Source organism: Prevotella histicola (genome assembly GCF_055385135.1).
Genome location: NZ_AP043793.1, coordinates 995,353 through 1,015,257, shown reverse-complemented (window position 1 = coordinate 1,015,257; position 19,905 = coordinate 995,353). Strand labels below are relative to the sequence as shown.

Genomic DNA, 19,905 nt, shown 5'->3' with positions numbered 1-19,905 from the left:
CCTTTTCCAAAGGGATGGGGGAGTGATTACTCTTATTAGAATATATTATACCACAATCAGTTTATTTACATGCCAACTTATCTACTCATAAAACATTCTTGAGAATGTTTGATCTTACAATTTGCTACTTACTTTCACCAATTGCTCACCCAATCCGATGGTATATCCTTGTGAAAGGAAGACAACACGGTTGAAGGTGTCAGCGATAATGAAGATTGGTAACTGGTTAGGATTACGTAGTTTCATCTCTTTAGCAATCTCTTTTACCACCGTTCCGTCCTTGTCAATACCGAAGATGGTATTCTTCAGCAGGTTCCCAAACTCTCCCTTTTGTGTTTCAAACTTGTCTTTCTCAGCCTGGTTGGTAAAGAGCAAGACCATTGGTCGTCCCCATTTGTCGAGTTTCTCTTTCATCTTTGCTATGTCATGCAGTGCATGATTGGTTGGCTCTTGTCCCATCCCCAATACACCCAAGACATAATACCCACGACCAGTCTGGCTGAGGATGGATACTTCTTTACCATCTTTTTCTATTAGGTTTTCACTGTTGAAGCTTCCGATGACCTTTATTCCTTCCGATTCCTGTCTTACATCGAGCTTTTGTCGGGTTGTCTTTCCAGGTTCAATGGTAAAGAACTGTGTGTGTGCCATGACACTTCCATCAGCCATTCGTTGACCTGTAACTAGTAGATAAGTACCCTCGTCGAGTGTGGCACCCTTCTTAAAGGTGTTGGCCCAGGTTGCTCCTCCTCCCATATCAAGTTGCCCTTCTTCAAAGTTCATTATCCATGTACGCCCGTAAACGATCTTGCTTATCGTGAAATGTGTGTAATATTTAGGGTCATCCAAGTACTCTGTTGGAGAATAATCCAATATCAGTTTCCCAGTCTTGGCAGCTTCCTGTACGGATGTGTCGAAGTCTACGTCTACCCAATCTTTCCCTTTCTTATATTGTAACTTCCATGTCACGAGGTCTTTCTGGGCTTCAATTCCCAGACTGCGAGCCACGTCTACGAAGAAGATGTCTCTACCCCTGTCATCTGTTATGCGGCTTTCCCACACACTGATAGGTGTCTGTGGAATCTGCATAGCTCGTGTGTCAGGGTTCAGCTTAATGTTCTTTTTAACCCAATCCACGAGTAGTGAAGGGTCATTGCGGAACTTCTGTGCATCTTTTCGGAATACTTTTGCGAAGAATTTCTTATAAGGTTTAAGGATCATCTCATACTCCACACGGGGTGATACCTCGTTGCTTGTGGCGTTCATATTGTCTTCTAATATGTCCATCGGCATATCCCGTAGGTCCTTATCGGTTAACGTAGAGAGCAGCTTCAGAGCACGATCAATGTTTCCTTCGTGCTTTTCTACGAATGTTTGGATGGTTCTCCAGTTCCCACGTGCCTTTATTATATAAGGTATAGCGGCTGGGATACGATAGTTTTTCATACTCTCTTCGGTTGGGAAGGTTGCTATGTAGGCATTCCGTAAGGCGTCCTCTTGTGCCAGTCGCTTGTTGTTTTCTGCTTTCTGTGCACTGGTTACCGTGGGGATTATTGCGTTTTCAGTTGGTGGGATAATGTCGAGGTCCTGCTCCTTTGGTGTATGTTTCTCGTCATAAGCAAGCTGAATGGTAACGTTTTTATCTTTCCCGAATGACACTTTCGTGTATCCGAAGCGACCATCTTTGGATGCCCATACAATCATATCTCCCTTACCTGCAGAGAGGAAGGTGTCTCCTTGACGATCGGTATATTTGGAAACTGCAGTCACAAACTCGGCATAATTATATATCTTGAACTCTACTTTAGCGTCATCAACGGGTTTCCCTTCCATGTCAATCACCTTGAAGTCAACACGTGCTGCACTTCCATAGTTGTCTATAAGGTTGATTTCTGTGAAGTTGTTCGTCCGTAGCATTACTTCCTCAGGTCCTTGGTAGTCACCGAAAGCACGTGTATGCATGAGCATGGCACGTGATGCTGGTGCATTGAACCATCCTAAGTTCAGAACAGGTTCGGGCTCACACGCTCCAAAGAAATACCATTTTCCGTCAGCCCATGCTTCCACCCATGCGTGATTGTCGTCCGTGTGTGCCCAGCGGGGCGTGTATACCTGACGGGCTGGAATACCGATGGCACGTAGTGCACTTACTGTGAATGTACTTTCCTCACCACATCTTCCACGTCCTGTGCGGATAGACTGGAGTGGGGAAGAGGTGCGTGAATCGGAGGGTTCATAGGTTACTTTTTCGTGACACCAATGGTTTACTTCAAGTATAGCATCCTTCATTGAGAGCCCTTTTACACGCTCTTTCAGTTCGCGATAGAATATGGTGCGGGAGCTGTCTAATGGTTCATTGTTCACGCGCATGGGCAGAACGAAGTGCCGGAAGAGTAGTTCTGGAACTTTATTGCCCCATGGCATCTCCTTTCTGGTGCGTAAAGCAGTGCGCACATTGTTAAGATGATAAGCTTTGGTGTAGTCGGTTATGTCGGCAATAGGCATGTAAGCATACAGGAATTTGAGTGCTTCCTCTTCTTCATTCGTTGGCTTTTCACCTTTTGTCTGCCAGAATTTCCATCCTACAGTATTCATCTTCTCCTTCCATGCTTGTTCCACTTTCTGTCTATATGCAGTGTCAGTGATGAAGTGTTGTGCATGAGTTGAGAGACTGATAAGGGCAATCAGTAGGATTAGTAGGTTTCTCTTCATAGATTTGTTTTTAGCTATTAGAAATGTGATTTATAACGTTTGGCTTGTTGGCTGTAACGTTTTCCATTTGCAATATTCGTGAAAAATATTGGATTATGCAAGTATTTAACAAGTATTTAAAAGGTAAATCATCCTATGTAAAGCAGAATATATCAAGTTGATTGTAGTCAGATGATAAGGGATTTTCTGAAGGAAGGTAGACCTTTTTCTCAAAAAGGGTTGACCTTTTTACCCAAAAACGTTAACCCTTTTGGAAGAGAAGGTTGTCCTCTTTTGTGAAATTCCTCTACCTTTAATTCTTTAAAGCTCTGCTGAAAGTAAAAAATAAGGAGAGAGATTGTTTTGAAAATCTCCCTCCTTCATGGTTTTTATATGCTGTGTTCTTCCTGTTGAGATGTTACATTCCACTTCCAGTTCCCATTCCCATGCCGTTCATTTGCTGATTATCATTCTTCTCTTGGAAGTCATTTGATATCTTGCTCTTATGGTCTTGGAATGTTTTCTTCGTGTTACCGAAATTCCATTTCAGTGTTAAGGCAATCTGATGTACAGGAATTCTGATGTTCATATGATTCTCAAAGTCAGCTCCCCGGCTATACTGTTTGATGCTTATCTTGCCTGTCAATGGGACGAAATACATCAGACTGATGTCTAACTTGTCCTTGAGCAATGTCTTTGATAGCGTCGTGTTGAACATATTGAAGCCCCCTCCATAGCCTTGAAGCGTATATTTCTTCGTCATTCCTCCAACGAAAACACTCCATTTCAGTTCCCATGGAAGTGTCTGCTGCAGTCCAAGGAAAGCCGAAGCCTGCCATCCATGGTTGTATTCCTGCAATCTTTCTGAGCGTATGTCTCCATAATCAAGTCCAGCATTGAGCATGATTCGGGTATTCTTCGTCATGGCATAGTTCATGAAAGTGCTGAATTGAGTCCATCTACTACGGACAATATTATCGTATGTCGTGTTCAATACGCCATGACTGAAGTAAGAATACTGTTCAATCTGGTTGTTAGCAAAGTTCTCACCGAGGGTTAAATTAATCATGAACTTAGGTGTAAAGGAATTGAAAACCAAGCTAATGTTGTGGCTTTTCTCCACTGCAAGGTCTGGGTTACCATAACTTAACACCGTAGGGTTCGACCTATCCACGTATGGATTTAGGAAACTGATACCTGGGCGACTGATGCGCATGGTGTAGTTAACGCCCAAGTTTGTCCCGGCAGAGATGTTATACGTAAGGCTTGCAGAAGGAACCAGATTGCCATAGTTCTTCTTGAAGTTGGCAGAAGGGTTCTGTTCATTCTCCACTTTCTCCCAGGTATATTCGTAACGTAAGCCTGCTTTTGCTCCGAGTTTCCCCATTGTGGCGCTATATTCAGCATATTCTGCAAGAACGTTCTGCGTATTTGTATAGTTCACACTGTTCGTTGCATTATATACTTCGTTCCCACCAATGATGTCATAGAACTTAGAATCGGACATGTTACGGCGTGATATGTATTTCAATCCAGTACTTAGTGTCTGTCCTTTCCCCACAGGTGTAGTGAAATCAGCCTGCGCTGTGTGTTCAGTTCCCCGTGTATCAGCATGCGAATAGAGGTCGGAAAGCGTCAGTGGGATACCTGTAGGCAAAGGGTCATAAGTCCTTCTGTTATTATTTTCAGCCGGAGAGGTTGAGAATAGATAACTCAGAGTTAGACTACTGGTACGTTCTTTATTGAAGAAACGTTGGTAATCAATGCTCCCATTGAATGACTTGTTGACGTTCTCCATCGTCATTTCATTGCCATAAGAGAACCCTGTAGAGCCGTATGCACCACCAATGAAAGTCGTTGTAGGATGTCCGTCATTCTTCATTGTAAACCCTGTGAAGCCCAGTGACGCCCCAATGTTGCTCATAGAGTCAAGTTCATATCCCAGACTGAACTCTGCCATGGTGAAGTTCATGTGTGTATTCCCTTTCTGGTAATACTTCATCTGTGAGCCGTCAGAGGCAGTACGTGTCATCTCTGTTTCTGTTCCGCTGCTCTTTCCTTGGTTAAACATGACATTGGCACTGTATGTTAGCTTTCCTTGTTGCCCACTCAGAAAGGCTGATGGACGCCAACCCATATTGCTGGCAGTGACACTAATGTTGCCATTAAACCCATTCATATTGATTTTTCCCTGCCCATCAGCATGATTCATAACAATGTTCAGTACGCCACCAACACCTTCTGCATCATATTTAGCACCAGGATTCGTAATCACTTCAATGTTCTTTACCGCTGATGCTGGCATTGATTTGAATATCTGAGAGGGGTTGGAAGAGAACATAATGTTTGGTTTTCCATCCACATATACCTTGAAAGAGCTTTGTCCGTTGACGGTGATATTATCCTGTCCATCCACTGTTACCATCGGTACTTTGCGTAACATGTCAAGTACAGTGTTCGACTTTGCATCGTTATCAGCCTGTACATCATACGTCATCTTATCTGTTTCCATCTTCACAAGTGGCTTTTGTGCTACGACTTCCACACCCTGCAGTTGCTTTGTATCATCCTGAACAAGGAGAGTCCCGAGGTTGATGGAGCCACCAGCAGCCGTCAGTTTCACCTTACGTGTAATCTCCTTGCGTCCCATAGAACTGAAAACAACGAGGTAATCTCCTTGTCCTGTCACAGTCTGAGAGAACTTTCCCTTCATATCAGTGGTTGACATTGCAACGGGTTTCTCACTCTTCTTCCCCTTATAGACACGTATTGTCGCATAGGGTTCACCCTCATGTGTCAGTGAGTCGAGCAACTCTCCTGATACGACTGACGTCTGCCCATGTGCTGTTATGGCAGCCATCATGAGTCCAAGGGCAATGATAATCTTATTATGTTTCATGATTTTTGTAAATTGATACCTACAAAAGTACAGTTTTATTGTTTGTTTTCAGAATAATTTACTTCTTTAATTTGCCATTCTTTTTCTACATCTTCGATACTGATTCCCAGTAGTTCCATCTCTCGGAAGAGGGAAGGAAGCGTCTGATGAAGGAATGTCTTGCGTCGTGAAGTCATGATTTGTTCACGTGCATTGGGAGCAACAAAGTAGCCAAGTCCACGTCTGTTGTAGATGATTTCCTCTCTTGAAAGTAGTTCGTAAGCCTTCACAGCAGTGTTCGTGTTCACTTGCAGCATGACGGCATACTCCCTTACAGATGGTATCCTGTCGTCGGCTTTGTATGTTCCAGCTATGATCTCGTCGCAAAGGCGGTCTGCCATTTGCTCGTAGATAGCCTTGTTATTTTCGAAATCCATAATCTTTCCTTTACTATTTTTGAGGAGTTAAAGATGTGTGAAGTAGTCAGAAGGAGTTTAGTCATTAGCTCTTTTTCTGGAGAAATACTGTGGAATATGTGCTATAGGCACAACTCCTTCTATCTACTTTGGTTCCTTTAACTTCTTCATCTATTGAGATGTAATCTCCTTTTTATACGTTGAACCAACGGTTATTGATGACCTGTAGGCGTGCGTATATCTTGTAAGCAAGCCAATACATGAGGCCTGCGATAGCCCAGAGGGTCACATGTCCTGCGATGTCTGCGCCCAATCCTGTTGGCATATAAATCTCATAATCCGTTTGTGAGTCTATGTAATAAGCTACAGCAACTAACAAACCCGTTAGCAAGGAAGAGATAACGCTGCCTGCAATAAGGCTCTTTATCCATGCATACTTGCGGAAGAAGACACCTCCAAGGACGATAAAAGCATTGAATACAAGCATGGTCTCTAAGCTGAACAGCCATGATATACTGGGCTCCATATGTGAGATGTTTCTTAAAATAACACCTATCAAAGAGGCTCTGCCACCTTGATGGATGATCATAGAGACGATTTGCTGTAATACATCACCCACAACGAGGGCTGCAATGCATAGGACAAGATAGCCAATAGATACGTAAAGAATACGTGCAACAAACTTCTCTAGATTGGTTGCTGGTAACATGATCTCACCGATACGGTCCTGTCGTCGTTGTAAATCAGACATAATATTACTGACAAAGAAGAAGTATCCTATGGAGAAACACATGGTTATAGGTTCAAATGCTTGGATTATTCCGAAGAAGAGCTCACCATTTGTCATCGGCTTCATGGTGAAAGGCGAAGTAAAACCCAATAGAATGAAGAAGGTTGCAGCTGCAAGTCCCAGAAAAGTATATAGAGTCGTGCTACTACGAACAAGCATTAAGCGTTTGAATACTTGCCAAAAACGATTTAAATTGAACTTTTTCATCTTTTGTTTCCTCCTTATTTTTATTTTATTCTTGTTGTATTGTCGGTTATACCAGCATTGCCTGATACGTTCTGTTGGATGGGTTGACGGGTTGTACCAGTAAGTTTGATACCCGCATTGCCTGATACATCCAGTTTAACTCGGTTGCTTTGGTTGAAGTTTATCTTTACTGCTGCATTACCACTGATATCCAAGTCTGCATCGTTTGTAGTAAGATTCTTGACCTTTACGGCTCCATTACCAGACAGGTCTATGCCAAGTTGATTCACTTTCATACTGTTTATCTTTACAGAAGAGTTACCATTAAGCTCTAAATCTAACTTGTCGAGTGTGATAGAATCAGGGAATTCCATAGAAGAATTGCTGTCTTGAGTAATCTTAGTGTAGGTTGGAGCCGTAACATAAACATCTATTTTGTTTCTGTCTCTGCTATCACCAAAATCAAAATGGATTTTATTTGAGAGGTTTGGCATGTCCTTTTCGTCAATTATTAACGTGCTACCCTTTACCGATATGTGCATGTGAGGTAGTAAATCTTTGCTTCCTCTAACTTTCACAGAGAAATCTTTTCCTTGTAAAAAATGCACTGCTACTGACGCATCCACTTGTACATCTTGAAAATTCCCTACAGGAATGTTTTGGGTTATAGCATTTCCTAAGGGCTGTTTCTTACGAATACAAGAACTGAAGAAAAATATACTGGCAGCCAAAGTGAGGCTAAGAATGATTTTATTTGTTGTGAATTGTTTCATAATTGGGGTCTCCTTCTTTTATTTTAGTTTACCGAGAACAACTGCATTGAACAGTAATTCAAGATTGATAGTCGTCTCATTGTCACCTTCCTGACGCTTGGCAATGACAGCATTGCCCTGAAGTGAAGGTTCAGCATACAGCACTTGATCATCCATTTCACTTGCCTGACGGAGTGAGAAGGTGTATTGTTTCGTCACTTCCTCGCTTGAAGCGTTGAGAAGAAGCTCTGAATTGTTCATGATAAGGATGTGGTCAAGGAGCTGCTCAATATCATGTACCTGATGGGTAGAGATGATCAATGAAGAATCTTCTGCCATATTGCCTGCTACAACCTTGCGGAAAAGGGTCTTTGAAGGGATGTCAAGCCCATTTGTTGGCTCGTCCATAAGGAGCAGGTGGCAACCCGTTGCAAGTGCAAAGCTCATGTACACCTTCTTTTTCTGTCCCATAGAGAGTTGCTTCATGTTGATGTTTGTAGGCATCTCAAAATCCTCTAAGCATTTGTTTAGTGTCTCTTTGCTGAATCGAGGATAGAATGTTTCGTGAATCTTCGTATAGTTTGCGAGTGACATGTTCGGCAGATTGTATTCCTCTGGTACGAGGTAAATCTCCTGTAACATCTCTGGATAGCGTTTTGAAGCGGTGAGTCCGTCAACCAGGATACTACCTTTCTTTGGTCTCAGTAGTCCAGCAATGAGGTAGAGTAGGGTACTCTTTCCTGTTCCGTTCTTACCTAACAAACCATAAATGTGGTTGTCTTTCAAGTTGAGGCTTAGTCTGTCAAACACTTTGTGCTTGCTCCCTGGATAGCTGAATGTGATGTCATTTACTTGAATCATAAGGCTTTTTCTCTTTTAAAGGGGTTGTTTTTATATGTCTTTTATTACTAATTTCGTTCATGTTATAGTGTACTACCTTAATAGAACACTGCAAATGTAAGACAAAAGAATGATACTTGCAAGCTTTTTGGCAAAAAAATGATGTGTAAGTGGTAATTTTCTGTTTTTCATGTCTTCGGAGAATCAGAATTATAGTGGTTTGATTACTGATTCAGAAGCTAATGAACCTTACACCTATTTATATATATAAGGCAGCCGGAAGAAGTGACATTGATTTTGCTTCTTTTCTCTTCTCAAGTCCAGTTAGCTAGCTTTATATGTAAAGAAATATCACAACTCATTTTTAAAAGGGCATCTATTGCATTCTAAAAGACGCCCTTTTACATTGCAAAAGGGCATCTTTTGAGTGGTAAAAGGGCGTCTTTTACATTGCAAAAGGGCACCTTTTACTTTGCTATCTCTCAACTATTTGATAGTCTGGAGGTTACAAACTCGGTGTAAACTCACTTTTTCCCACTTTTGATAGGTGATAGTTCTCTTGTTTTGTAAGGATTTTGGAAGTCCTTATAATATGACTTTATAGCTTTGAAGTGGGGGAGAATCCTGCAAAGTTATTTCTGTTTTCGAACGTCAATAAGCCCCGTATTACAGTGAAGAAACTAAGGGTGGTGAAGAATTTCCGTTATTCTTGTCAGTATAATAAGAAATAAATCGTATCTTTGTCAGTGGTAATACTTAAATAACCCTTTACCTAATAATATACAGAAACAATGAAAAGAAACATGTTCATTGCCTGTGGTCTGTTGAGTTGTGCGCTCACATTACAGGCTCAAACGCGAGATGGTGGTATTGATGTGCAGATGATGCAGCAGATTCGTAAGGCTGGTTTGACGCCTTCCGACCGTGCTTTGTCAAATGCTATTGCAACCAATTCTATTGACGATCTGGCTCGCAACTTCCGCAATGCAGGTCCTGTGGATACTTACTTCTCTGTAGAAACGCCTAAACAGAACATCCAAGACCAGAAGAGTTCTGGTCGTTGCTGGTTGTTTACGGGCTTGAATGTCCTGCGTTCGAAGTTCGCCCGTCAGCATAAAGACAGTCTTAAGATAGAGTTTTCACATGTTTATCTCTCCTTTTATGACCAGTTGGAGAAGGCAAACCTGATGTTACAGGCAGTAATTGACAATGCTGGGAAGCCTTTTGAGGACCCTCGCGTACAGGGTTTCTTCAAGAATCCTATTAGTGATGGCGGTACCTTCTGTGGTGTTTCCGACCTAACAGCGAAGTATGGTGTGGTACCTATGGAGGTGATGCCTGAGACTTATTCAGCTGAAAACACCTCACGCATGGCAAAAATTGTGTCATCAAAGTTGCGTGAGTATGGCTTGGAACTGCGTAAGATGGTTGCTGATAAGAAATCAAAGGCTGCTATCAAAGCAAGAAAGACGGAGATGTTAGCAAATATCTACCATATTCTGAGCCTCTCTTTGGGTGAACCAGTGAAGACTTTTACCTATGCTTTCAAGGACAAAAACGGTAAGCAGATTGGTAAACCTAAGACCTATACACCGCAGCAGTTCTATCAGGAGACGGTGGGAAGTCCGCTGAATGGAACATTTATCATGGTGATGAATGACCCACGCAGACCTTACTACAAGACGTATGAGATTGAATACGACCGTCATACCTATGATGGTCATAACTGGAAGTACGTGAATCTGCCAATGGAAGACATTGCAAAGATGGCTATCGCTTCATTGAAAGACTCTACAAAGATGTACACCAGTTATGATGTTGGTAAGCAACTCGATCGTAAACGGGGCTATCTTGATGTAGATAACTATGATTACGGGATGCTTTATGGCACTTCTTTCCCAATGACAAAAGCTGATCGTATTGCGACATTCGACAGTGGTTCAACACATGCAATGACGCTCACAGCTGTTGATTTGGATGAGAACGGACAACCAAAGAAGTGGAAAGTGGAGAATTCGTGGGGACCTAATTATGGCCAGAACGGTTATTTAATTATGACAAACCCTTGGTTCAACGAGTATATGTTCCGCTTAGTAGTAGATAATAAGTATGTTCCTGAGAACATAATGAAGGTATCTCAGCAGAAACCTATCATGGTTGTGCCAGAGGATCCATTGTTCCAAGAGGACAAATAGACGGTCTGTTACATAGAAAAAGAAACTCCTGACTTCATTAATTGAAGTCAGGAGTTGTTGTTTTATAGCCTTTGTTCTGTTTCATATTCTTGTTAAGTTCCAGTATTCTGGACGGTATTGGGAAGACAATCGTGTGCCGGTCAGCCTCACTCTGTGGTGCTGTTCGCTGGTCATACGACTGGTGGAAACGTCCGAAACGAATAAGATCATTGCGTCGCCAGCCCTCCCACATCAGCTCCATGAGGCGCTCGGAGAGAATATTGTCAAGTGTTGCAGACTTGTTTCCCATACCACTACGACTGCGAACCTTGTTCATTTCAACATCACCACTCTCTCCATTACGGACCTCTGCTTCTGCTTTCATGAGCAGAACATCGGCATAACGAAAGAGAACAATATCATTGTCTGGGCTTTTTCCGTCATTGTAAGCATTGCGGTCTACCTCATATTTAGCCATTCTGGCGCCTGCTGTCTTTATATAAGGGCTGTTTGTGAGATTGATTTCAGCCGCCAGAGGATGATAAATGAGTGGATCTCCATTCTCCAAACGTACTATCTTGCCATCTACACGTACCGTGTCTGAATAGAAGTTGTAAGCATAACGCTTGTCAACATTGCTTGATCCATAGCCAAAGGTACGTACAGTGGAGACCGTTGCACATGCTCCGTTCTCTGAAGAAGTGCCCACTGCGCCACCATGTGCATAGTGCCGAGAGCGGAAAAGATACTGGAACTGATTCCGATAGATAAGTTTGTCCATAGGAATAACAAAGATATTCTCCATGGAAGTCTCATTGTGTACGGTGAAATTGTTAAGGTAATCGGCTGAAAGATTGAAGCCATCAGCAGTTACTTTATCACAATAAACCTTGCAAGCCTGCCATGCGTTAAGCTGTTGTCCGTCTATATTGAAGATGATTTGTGAACCATCAGGCTGCTGATTGTCGGTCCAGTCACTGTCAGAATACACCTCTGCATTGAGCATAAGCTTTGCTAAAAGGAAGTTAGCAACGGAACGTGTGACGCGTCCATAGTATATTCCTTCCTGGTTACTATGCCCTTCAGGAAGAAGAGGCTCAGTCTCCTGCAGTTCTTTTACAATGAATTTATATACCTCAGGGCGACTCTTCTGGTCGTTATTCTGTACATTCTCATTAACAGTTGTAGCCAAAGGAATGTTCCCAAACATGTCCATGAGGTAGAAATAGTACAGAGACCGCACAGCTCTTGCTTCTGCCTGATAGTGCTTGTATTGGTCTTCTGTGAGCAGATGTTTGTACTTGTCAATAGTGCTAAGTGCCTCATTGCTAAAGACAACCACCTTATAAAGGTATTTCCATGTCTCATAAAGGGCAGCATCATCAGCCTTCCAACGGTGGAGATACAGGTTTTCCCAGAAGCCACCATCGTACCAGTCACCTCCACGAATAGGTATCATAGCCTCGTCAGTAGTGAAGGTGTTATAGTCATACACGCCTTTGTAGGTGCCTTGTAATCCCTGACTGTCGGCATCTCCACCTATATAATTATATAAGTTGGCTACGGTGTTAAGGTAAACGTCCTTAGCTGACGTGTATACTTGCTGATCATCAAGGCTGCTTTTGGGGCTTTCATCTAAGCAGCTTGCAAACATGAAGGTCGTGAAAAGGAGCAGATATGCGTATCTCATATTGTAGTATGCTTTTAAAATCGTCGTAGTTTAGAACTTGATACTTACCCCAATGGAATAAGTACGATAAGGGAAATAAGTGCGTTTGTCGTCAATACCCATTGTGCTGTCAAACACATAGCTGTTCACCATAGGGGTTAGACCACTGTAACTGGTGATGGTTGCAAGGTTATTGATGTTGAAAGAGAAACGCAGTGCAGTGATATATTTGTTCTTGATGGGTGTGTTCCATCCAATAGTAAGGTAATCAAAATTAAGATAATTACCACTTTCCAACCAGTAATCGGTAACATTCTGATCGACGATGTTCCGTCCTGGAGCTTCTTTAAGCACATTGTAGTCGGGGAAATTCGACATGTTTAGATAGGAGAGTGTCGTACCATTGAATACCTTATGACCGAACGCTCCATTCATTTGTAGGGATATATCGAAGTCCTTATATCGGAAACTAATGTTTGAACCCAGTGTCATTTTAGGTGTAGCCTGCCCTGCTATGTAACGGTCACCATGGTCACTGAGGTCTATAACACCATCGTTATTGAGGTCGGCAATGTCGTATTTGTAGTGTCCATGTCCATTATCAACGATTCCTTTGCAATGAGGTAGATAGAAAACACCCAATGGTTGCCCGACAATCTGATAGAGAATGTGGTTGTCACCACCATGGAATCCGGCTCCATTCATCTCCCCGATTGGGGTGATAGTAGGTGCAGTCATCTCTCTACCACGATAGTTTCCACTCAGAGAGAGCAGTTTGTTCTTCTGCCATGACATGTTTACGTTGATGTTTAGTTCCATATCTTTGCGTGAAATGGGTACTAATCCGATTCCTAACTCAAATCCGCTGTTCGACATAGAGCCTATATTGGCGAGTAATTTATCAAAGGCAAAGGTCGGAACAGGCACGTCATACTCGTAAAGCATGCCTGTTGTCTTTGAATAATAGTATTCTGCTGTGAGTAAAAGACGGTTGTTGAATAGTCCAAGGTCCGTTCCTATGTTGAATGTACTGCGTGTTTCCCATCTTAAATCAGGGTTACTATTCCGCAAAGTACCTAATGTAACGGTAGGGCTACCATTGTAGGATACGACGCCAACGGGCATGAACTGTTTCATGGTCAGGTAGGAACTGATGGCCCCGAGGTTTCCTGAACGACCGTACCCCATACGTAAATCAAGTAGACTAATAGCTTTTACATCACGTAAGAAACGCTCTTTCTTCATGTCCCATGTTGCGGATACGGAGGGGAAGAAGCCCCATGTATGGTCATCACCGACCATAGATGAACCGTCAGCACGCGTCGTTAGGTTTACAGTATAGCGGTCTAAGAGGGTGTAAGTAGCTGTAAGCATGACAGAACTAAGGCTTGATGAAGTATAATTACTACCTGTTCCGCCATAAGGACGAGCTACTCCAGCAGCAAGATTGTTGTATCCGAAGGCGTTATTAGCCAATCCTTTTACCTCAGTCCAGAATGCTGAGCGTTTGTTTTGTTGGTATTCAGCAAGTGCAGTTGCCTCTATGCGATGTATGTTCCACTGTCTCTTCCAGTTTAAAGAGATGTTCCCAAGAAGGTCTTCACTCTTGTTTTCGCCTCTATATGCCATCCCTTGCGCCCATACCCAGGTTGGTGCAAAGCGTGCATTCTCCGTAGATGCATAGGAGTAAGAGCCCAAAGCAGACAGCTGTAAGTCATGTGAAAGCTGTAAAGAGAGCTGTAGATGGGTATTGAAAGAAAGGTTCTGTTCATCATTTCGTTCTAAAAGCAGGGGTGCAGGAGCAGCTATCTGTGAGGAATTACTGTTCCTTTGCCATCCATCTCCAACCTTATTAAAAGATAAGGTGGGGTTCATGGCAGCAGAAGAGTAGAATAACATTTGTGAATTATACAGCTTATCATCTTTCTGTGATGCGCCGAATACACCAAAATCAATCTTTAGTTTCTCATCAAAAGCCAACTGTGAGATGTCGAGTTTAGCTGTAAAATTGCTGTAGTTCTTGTCTTTTATAACGGTCTCACCACGCATATAACCTAATGATGCACGGTAATTAGACTTCTCATTACCACCACTGAACGCCACATGATGGTTGTTTACGAAGCCTGTTTGGGTGATTTCTTTCTGGAAATCAGTGTCGAATCCTTGGTCATTATAGACAAGTCCTAATGCTTTTGCAGCCTGAATATATTCTTTTGCATTAAGCATTTGCAGGCGTTTGCTCACCTTTTCAAAGCCAATAGTCCCATCATAGGCTATCTGAAATGCACCTCCACCTCCACGTTTGGTCTTCACTACGATGACACCTGATGCTCCGCGGGATCCATACTTTGATGTTTCTGAAGCGTTTTTGAGGATAGTAAAGCTCTCAATGTCCGCAGGGTATATGGTTGATAGTGTGGATAAGTCGGACGAAACACCATCAATAATTACCAAAGGGTCATTACCTCCGGTCAGAGAGGTGGTACCACGCACACGGACACTTGCTAACATAGCCATCCTGTCTTGACCTCCTGCAACAACATTGACGCCCACAACTCTACCAGACATCGCACTGAGAGCAGAGTTTACCAGACCTTTATTCATCTGTTTCTCGCCTAGTTTTGCCATAGAACCTATGACAGGAAGCGTGTCTTTGACTTGGAATATGGGCTGTTTGGGCGTCTTCTGGTATCTCTTATGTCGATTTTGAGCACTGACAGAACCCGCGGAAACTATTAAAAACAGGCTACAGAGAAGGGCTTTGGATATGATGTTACGTCCGATCATAGTAGGGATAGTAATATGTTTGAATGCTTATTCTTTTAGCAAATATACGCCTTTTTTATGAAAGATATTGTAGGTTATCCTTTTTTTTGCTAAATTTGTCGGTGTTTTTCCTATATATTGCTAATATATGGGGCGTAATTAAAGACCTAAATAACAATTCTATATGAATAATAAGACTATGTTTACCGCTCTGTTGTTGGGTTTATCTGTGTCTGGACTCCATGCGCAGAATGGTCAGACGGAGCCTACTTTTACAGAGTGGCATGACCTTCAGGTTAATGCTGTTAATCGTTTTGCGACGCATACAGACTTCTTTGCCTTCGCGCCTACAGATGATTTGCAGGCTAAGAGGTGGGATAAGAAGCAGTCAAAGAACTATCTATCACTTGATGGAGAATGGAAGTTCAACTGGGTTGAGAACGCTGATCAACGACCTAAAGACTTCTTCCGTACGGATTATGATGACTCCAAATGGAAGGCTTTCCCAGTACCGGGTATATGGGAAGTGAATGGCTATGGCGACCCTGTTTATGTGAATGTAGGCTTTGCATGGCGTGGAAATTTTGTGAATAATCCGCCCGAAGTACCTATCAAAGAGAATCATGTGGGTTCTTATCGGCGTACGATCCGTATCCCAGACAGCTGGAATGGGAAGCAGGTCATTGCACATTTCGGTTCCGTAACATCCTGTATCTATTTATGGGTGAACGGTAAGTTCGTTGGATATAGTGAGGATTCGAAGATTGGACCAGAGTTTGATATTACACGATACTTGAAGAAAGGTGATAATCAGATAGCCTTCCAAGTGTTCAGATGGTCGGATGGTAGCTACTGTGAGGACCAAGATTTCTGGCGACTTAGCGGTGTTGCGCGCGACAGTTACCTCTATGCACGTGATGCACAGAAGCATTTGGAGGACATAAAGGTGACCCCTGACCTTGTCAATGACTATAAAGACGGAACATTGAACGTCAATTTGCAGCTTGCAGGCAGTACAAAAGCCTTCTTAGTATTGGAAGATGCAAATAGGAATCTTGTCTATAAGACAGTTGTTAAGCCTGATAAAACGGGACGTGCTATGGCTTTCATAGAAGTGAAAGACCCAAAGAAGTGGACGGCGGAGACTCCTTATCTCTATAATCTCTACGTAAATGTTGAGGATGCTAAGACGGGTAAGGACCTTGAAACCATACCTCTTCGTGTGGGATTCCGTAAGGTTGAGATAAAGAACTCACAGGTTTTGGTCAACGGACAGCCTGTTCTCTTCAAGGGAGCAAACCGACATGAGATGGATCCAGACGGTGGATATGTTGTTACACCAGAACGTATGATTCAAGATATCAAGGTGATGAAGCAGCTAAATGTCAATGCTGTGCGTACCTGTCACTATCCTGATGACCCTCTCTGGTATGACCTTTGCGATGAATATGGACTCTATGTCGTTGCTGAAGCCAATCAGGAGAGCCATGGTTTTGGCTATGGTGATGATGCAATATCGGGTACTCCACTCTTTGCTAAGCAGATAATGGAGCGCAATCAGCACAATGTTGGTACGAAATTCAATCATCCCAGCATCATATTCTGGAGCCTTGGCAATGAAACTAAGTACAGTAAGAACTTTGATGATGCCTTTGATTGGGTTAAATCGCAGGACAAGAGCCGCCCGGTTCAATATGAACGTGCAGAAAAGGAAGGCTATGCTACGGAGATTTTCTGTCCGATGTACTATTCACCAAAGGCTTGTGAGGAGTATGCAACGAATGATAAATACAAGCGACCTCTCATCCAATGCGAGTATAACCATACGATGGGAAACTCTGGAGGTAACCTGAAAGAGTACTGGGATCTCATCCGTAAGTATCCAAAGTATCAAGGAGGTTTTGACTGGGACTTCGTAGATCAGGGGCTACATCGTACTCCTCACTTTGATGCTTCACGCTCTTTGGAGGACTATGAGCGCGCTGCAAAGGAGGTAAATGTGAAGACTGAGTACACCTATGGTGGTGATTATAACAAGCATGATCCATCAGATAATAACTTCAACTGCAACGGAATGATTGGACCTGACCGCCAGTTGAACCCACATGCCTATGAGGTGGGATATGAATACCAGGACATCTGGGCTACACCTGTCAACCTCCGAGAGGGTAAAATACAGGTTCGGAATGAGTATTTCTTCCGTAATCTGAGCAATTATCGCATGGATTGGGCTTTGGTGAACGAAGGTAAAGTGGTTAAGAGTGGTACGATTGATGAGCTGAATATCGCCCCACAGCATACGGCTGAATATACTTTACCTATCACGGGTAAGCAATATGACGGTGAAGTCCTACTGAATATCGACTTCAAACTCAAGACTGCAGAACCTCTTATGGCTGCTGGACAAACAGTAGCTACGGCTCAAATGGAGGTACAGTCATGGAAACCGATGCCTAAGATGGAGCCTGTTGCAGGTAATAAGTTGAAGGTTACGGATGATAAGAAGGACAATCAGGTTAGTTTTAAGGGTCAAAACTTTGACATAACCTTTAGTCGGACGACAGGTTTCCTCACTCGTTACCAGGTAGGAGGACATAGTTTGCTGGGTGAAGGAGGTACACTGAAGCCAAACTTCTGGCGTGCTGTGACAGATAACGACATGGGTGCCGAGTATCAGAAGAAGCTTGGAGCATGGCGTAATCCACAGATGAACCTCAAATCACTTGTGGTTGAGAAGAAAATGAATAGGCTTACTGCTGTTTATGACATGCCTGGTGTTGGTGCAGAACTGAACCTTATTTATACTGTAGCAGCTGATGGAGCACTGCATGTTAGCATGGAAATGAATCTGAAGGAGGGCAGCAAGGCACCTCACATGCTTCGGTATGGCATGTTGATGCAGTTGCCTTATGACATGGATAAGTCTGTTTTCTATGGTCGTGGTCCTATTGAAAGCTATGCAGACCGTAAGCTCTCGCAGCGTATCGGACTGTATGAGCAGACGGCAGACGAACAGTTCTTCCCTTATATCCGCCCACAGGAAACTGGTACGAAGGCAGATATTCGCTGGTGGAAGCAGACGGATAAGAATGGAAATGGCTTCCGTATACAGTCTGATGAGGCTCCATTCTATGCCAGCGCATTGCATTATAACATCTCTGATCTTGATGAAGGACTGGAGAAACATCAGCGTCACAGCTATCAGGTACCGTTGTCAAAGTACACGAACCTTACACTTGACGGTGCTATGATGGGTGTCGGTGGTGTGAATAGTTGGGGGGAAGAGCCGTTGAAACAGTATCAGCTGCCAGCTGAAAACCGCTCAATGCACTTCTGGATCATACCCGTAGCTAAGTAATTAATTACAAATTTCATAAACCCAAAACGCCTTTGCAGTTCTTATGCAAAGGCGTTTTTTCTTATTGGAACATATACTTCGTATTAGTGACTCATATGTATCAAGTCATTGACTTATATGTGTCAGGTTGTTGACTCATATGTATCAGCTCATTAGAACATAGAAATCAGATATATTTCATCATGATGGAACAGTTGTCTTGCCAATGATTTCCGAATATTAATGCTCACAAAACCTTTTATAAGTAGGGCTTATGGATGAGCTCCGCATGCGGAATTCTACTTCCATAGACTTATCTCCGATTGCTAATCAACGCTTATCTTACTTTTAAAAGAGCGTTGCAGGCAATCCCTTAATTGGCATTACAGAAAATTACAAGGCGTCTGTAATCTTTCTACAAGGGCTTTGTAATCTTTCTACAAGGCGCTTGTAATACTTCTACAAGGCCTTTGTAATTTTCTGTAATGCCCTATAAACATATCTGAAAGGAATGAGAAGGGCAAGAGGAAGACGCCTTATTTGATAATACAAGGGGCGAACTTGCTATTTCACCATGGTGAAATTAAGATAAGACCATAGAGAAAGCGAACAGAACCATACGATTAAAGCTTAGCAAACCCACGGTTAGAGAAAATCGGAATGCTAAGCTTTAATCGTTTAATGGGGTCTAATTTCGAGACTTAGAGGATGGGAGTCATTTTGTTTATCATCTCTTCATAGACCGTCTTTGTTACTGGTCGACCCCGTAGAGTACGTACACGTGGCATGTTTCGGAAGAACTCGTCCTGTGTCTGATACCATCTATAAGAGTTAATTTCAGACAGACGGGATAACATAAGAGTGATCTTTCGGACTGCATTAGGGTTGACAGAAGAGAAGTAATGTTTGCCGTTCCGCATCTCAAGTGCCAATACGAGATAGGTCTTTGGTGCTTCTGTCACACGCGGTTCAATACTTCGCGTGCGTGCAGAGATAGTTATATTCCTGCCGAATCGCTGATTGATGTCGTTCATCATGCTGCGAAATAGAGTGCCGTGAGCTGATGAATCCCTCTGTCCAGTATAAGCAATGAAGTAGTGAATCATCTCATGGATAAGCACATCATCAATCTGTTCTTCTGTCAGATTGTAATATCTTGAAACGGAGATGGTGTAGTCATAGAATGTTGTTCGTCCCCAACTTCGCTTTCTTTTGCATGCCATTTGTCCCAATCGGGTCTTTCCTCGTGACCATTTCAGTCGTGGAATGGGTAGCTTACTGCTGAAGATGAGGTCGTTGTATTTGTTGAATTTAGTGGTTAAGCTCTCCTCTTCGCTCATCATAGGTTGCGTTGAGGAGAGCTGTTGGGATGATTCTGTCTTGTGTTGGTTGAACATATATCGTGT

At 42.8% G+C, this 19,905-nt stretch carries 11 protein-coding genes; 2 read left to right on the top strand and 9 right to left on the bottom strand.

Features of this window, described 5'->3' with window-relative positions; translation table 11 throughout:
* Window positions 1-114: 114 nt before the first annotated feature.
* The 6 genes from ACZ48L_RS04215 to ACZ48L_RS04190 all read right to left on the bottom strand — a co-directional run bounded on the left by ACZ48L_RS04215 (window position 115) and on the right by ACZ48L_RS04190 (window position 8,574).
* Window positions 115-2,712 carry a transglutaminase-like domain-containing protein gene (locus ACZ48L_RS04215; protein ID WP_025791859.1) on the bottom strand — a complete coding sequence of 866 codons (2,598 nt, stop codon included), beginning with the start codon at window positions 2,710-2,712 and terminating at the stop codon, window positions 115-117.
* 397 nt (window positions 2,713-3,109) lie between these two features.
* A complete protein-coding gene (locus tag ACZ48L_RS04210; protein ID WP_025791860.1) occupies window positions 3,110-5,590 on the bottom strand; it encodes an outer membrane beta-barrel family protein in 2,481 nt (826 codons plus the stop codon).
* Between the two features lie 35 nt (window positions 5,591-5,625).
* Complete coding sequence (locus ACZ48L_RS04205; protein ID WP_025791862.1) at window positions 5,626-6,006, bottom strand: GntR family transcriptional regulator; 381 nt, start codon at window positions 6,004-6,006, stop codon at window positions 5,626-5,628.
* A gap of 172 nt (window positions 6,007-6,178) precedes the next feature.
* Window positions 6,179-6,982 (bottom strand): hypothetical protein, encoded by an 804-nt coding sequence (locus tag ACZ48L_RS04200; protein WP_025791863.1) that lies wholly within the window; start codon window positions 6,980-6,982, stop codon window positions 6,179-6,181.
* Window positions 6,983-7,002: 20 nt separating this feature from the next.
* Window positions 7,003-7,734 (bottom strand): GIN domain-containing protein, encoded by a 732-nt coding sequence (locus ACZ48L_RS04195; RefSeq protein ID WP_025791865.1) that lies wholly within the window; start codon window positions 7,732-7,734, stop codon window positions 7,003-7,005.
* An 18-nt stretch (window positions 7,735-7,752) separates the two neighbouring features.
* Window positions 7,753-8,574: an ABC transporter ATP-binding protein gene (locus tag ACZ48L_RS04190; RefSeq protein WP_008824083.1), complete on the bottom strand. Its 822-nt coding sequence runs from the start codon at window positions 8,572-8,574 to the stop codon at window positions 7,753-7,755.
* Between the two features lie 770 nt (window positions 8,575-9,344).
* Between ACZ48L_RS04190 and ACZ48L_RS04185 the strand changes: the two genes are divergently transcribed.
* Window positions 9,345-10,748 carry a C1 family peptidase gene (locus ACZ48L_RS04185; protein ID WP_008824084.1) on the top strand — a complete coding sequence of 468 codons (1,404 nt, stop codon included), beginning with the start codon at window positions 9,345-9,347 and terminating at the stop codon, window positions 10,746-10,748.
* A 37-nt stretch (window positions 10,749-10,785) separates the two neighbouring features.
* Here ACZ48L_RS04185 and ACZ48L_RS04180 read toward each other — a convergent pair whose 3' ends face one another.
* On the bottom strand, window positions 10,786-12,417 hold the full coding sequence (locus tag ACZ48L_RS04180) for a RagB/SusD family nutrient uptake outer membrane protein (protein ID WP_025791866.1): 1,632 nt from the start codon (window positions 12,415-12,417) through the stop codon (window positions 10,786-10,788).
* 30 nt (window positions 12,418-12,447) lie between these two features.
* Entirely contained in the window at window positions 12,448-15,183 is a 2,736-nt protein-coding gene (locus tag ACZ48L_RS04175) for a SusC/RagA family TonB-linked outer membrane protein (RefSeq protein ID WP_464722027.1), read from the bottom strand.
* Between the two features lie 163 nt (window positions 15,184-15,346).
* Here ACZ48L_RS04175 and ACZ48L_RS04170 point away from each other — a divergent pair, with 163 nt between their 5' ends.
* Window positions 15,347-18,520 carry a glycoside hydrolase family 2 TIM barrel-domain containing protein gene (locus tag ACZ48L_RS04170; RefSeq protein WP_464722026.1) on the top strand — a complete coding sequence of 1,058 codons (3,174 nt, stop codon included), beginning with the start codon at window positions 15,347-15,349 and terminating at the stop codon, window positions 18,518-18,520.
* Window positions 18,521-19,200: 680 nt separating this feature from the next.
* Here the strand turns inward: ACZ48L_RS04170 and ACZ48L_RS04165 are convergent.
* On the bottom strand, window positions 19,201-19,896 hold the full coding sequence (locus ACZ48L_RS04165) for a SprT-like domain-containing protein (RefSeq protein ID WP_044113892.1): 696 nt from the start codon (window positions 19,894-19,896) through the stop codon (window positions 19,201-19,203).
* Between the last annotated feature and the right edge of the window lie 9 nt (window positions 19,897-19,905).

Excerpts from the sequence above, each read along its gene's own strand:
- ACZ48L_RS04185 (WP_008824084.1), top strand. The coding sequence starts at position 9,345 with ATGAAAAGAAACATGTTCATTGCCTGTGGTCTGTTGAGTTGTGCGCTC.
- ACZ48L_RS04165 (WP_044113892.1), bottom strand. The coding sequence starts at position 19,896 with ATGTTCAACCAACACAAGACAGAATCATCCCAACAGCTCTCCTCAACG.
- ACZ48L_RS04210 (WP_025791860.1), bottom strand. The coding sequence starts at position 5,590 with ATGAAACATAATAAGATTATCATTGCCCTTGGACTCATGATGGCTGCC.
- ACZ48L_RS04200 (WP_025791863.1), bottom strand. The coding sequence starts at position 6,982 with ATGAAAAAGTTCAATTTAAATCGTTTTTGGCAAGTATTCAAACGCTTA.
- ACZ48L_RS04190 (WP_008824083.1), bottom strand. The coding sequence starts at position 8,574 with ATGATTCAAGTAAATGACATCACATTCAGCTATCCAGGGAGCAAGCAC.
- ACZ48L_RS04215 (WP_025791859.1), bottom strand. The coding sequence starts at position 2,712 with ATGAAGAGAAACCTACTAATCCTACTGATTGCCCTTATCAGTCTCTCA.
- ACZ48L_RS04180 (WP_025791866.1), bottom strand. The coding sequence starts at position 12,417 with ATGAGATACGCATATCTGCTCCTTTTCACGACCTTCATGTTTGCAAGC.
- ACZ48L_RS04205 (WP_025791862.1), bottom strand. The coding sequence starts at position 6,006 with ATGGATTTCGAAAATAACAAGGCTATCTACGAGCAAATGGCAGACCGC.
- ACZ48L_RS04195 (WP_025791865.1), bottom strand. The coding sequence starts at position 7,734 with ATGAAACAATTCACAACAAATAAAATCATTCTTAGCCTCACTTTGGCT.
- ACZ48L_RS04175 (WP_464722027.1), bottom strand. The coding sequence starts at position 15,183 with ATGATCGGACGTAACATCATATCCAAAGCCCTTCTCTGTAGCCTGTTT.
- ACZ48L_RS04170 (WP_464722026.1), top strand. The coding sequence starts at position 15,347 with ATGAATAATAAGACTATGTTTACCGCTCTGTTGTTGGGTTTATCTGTG.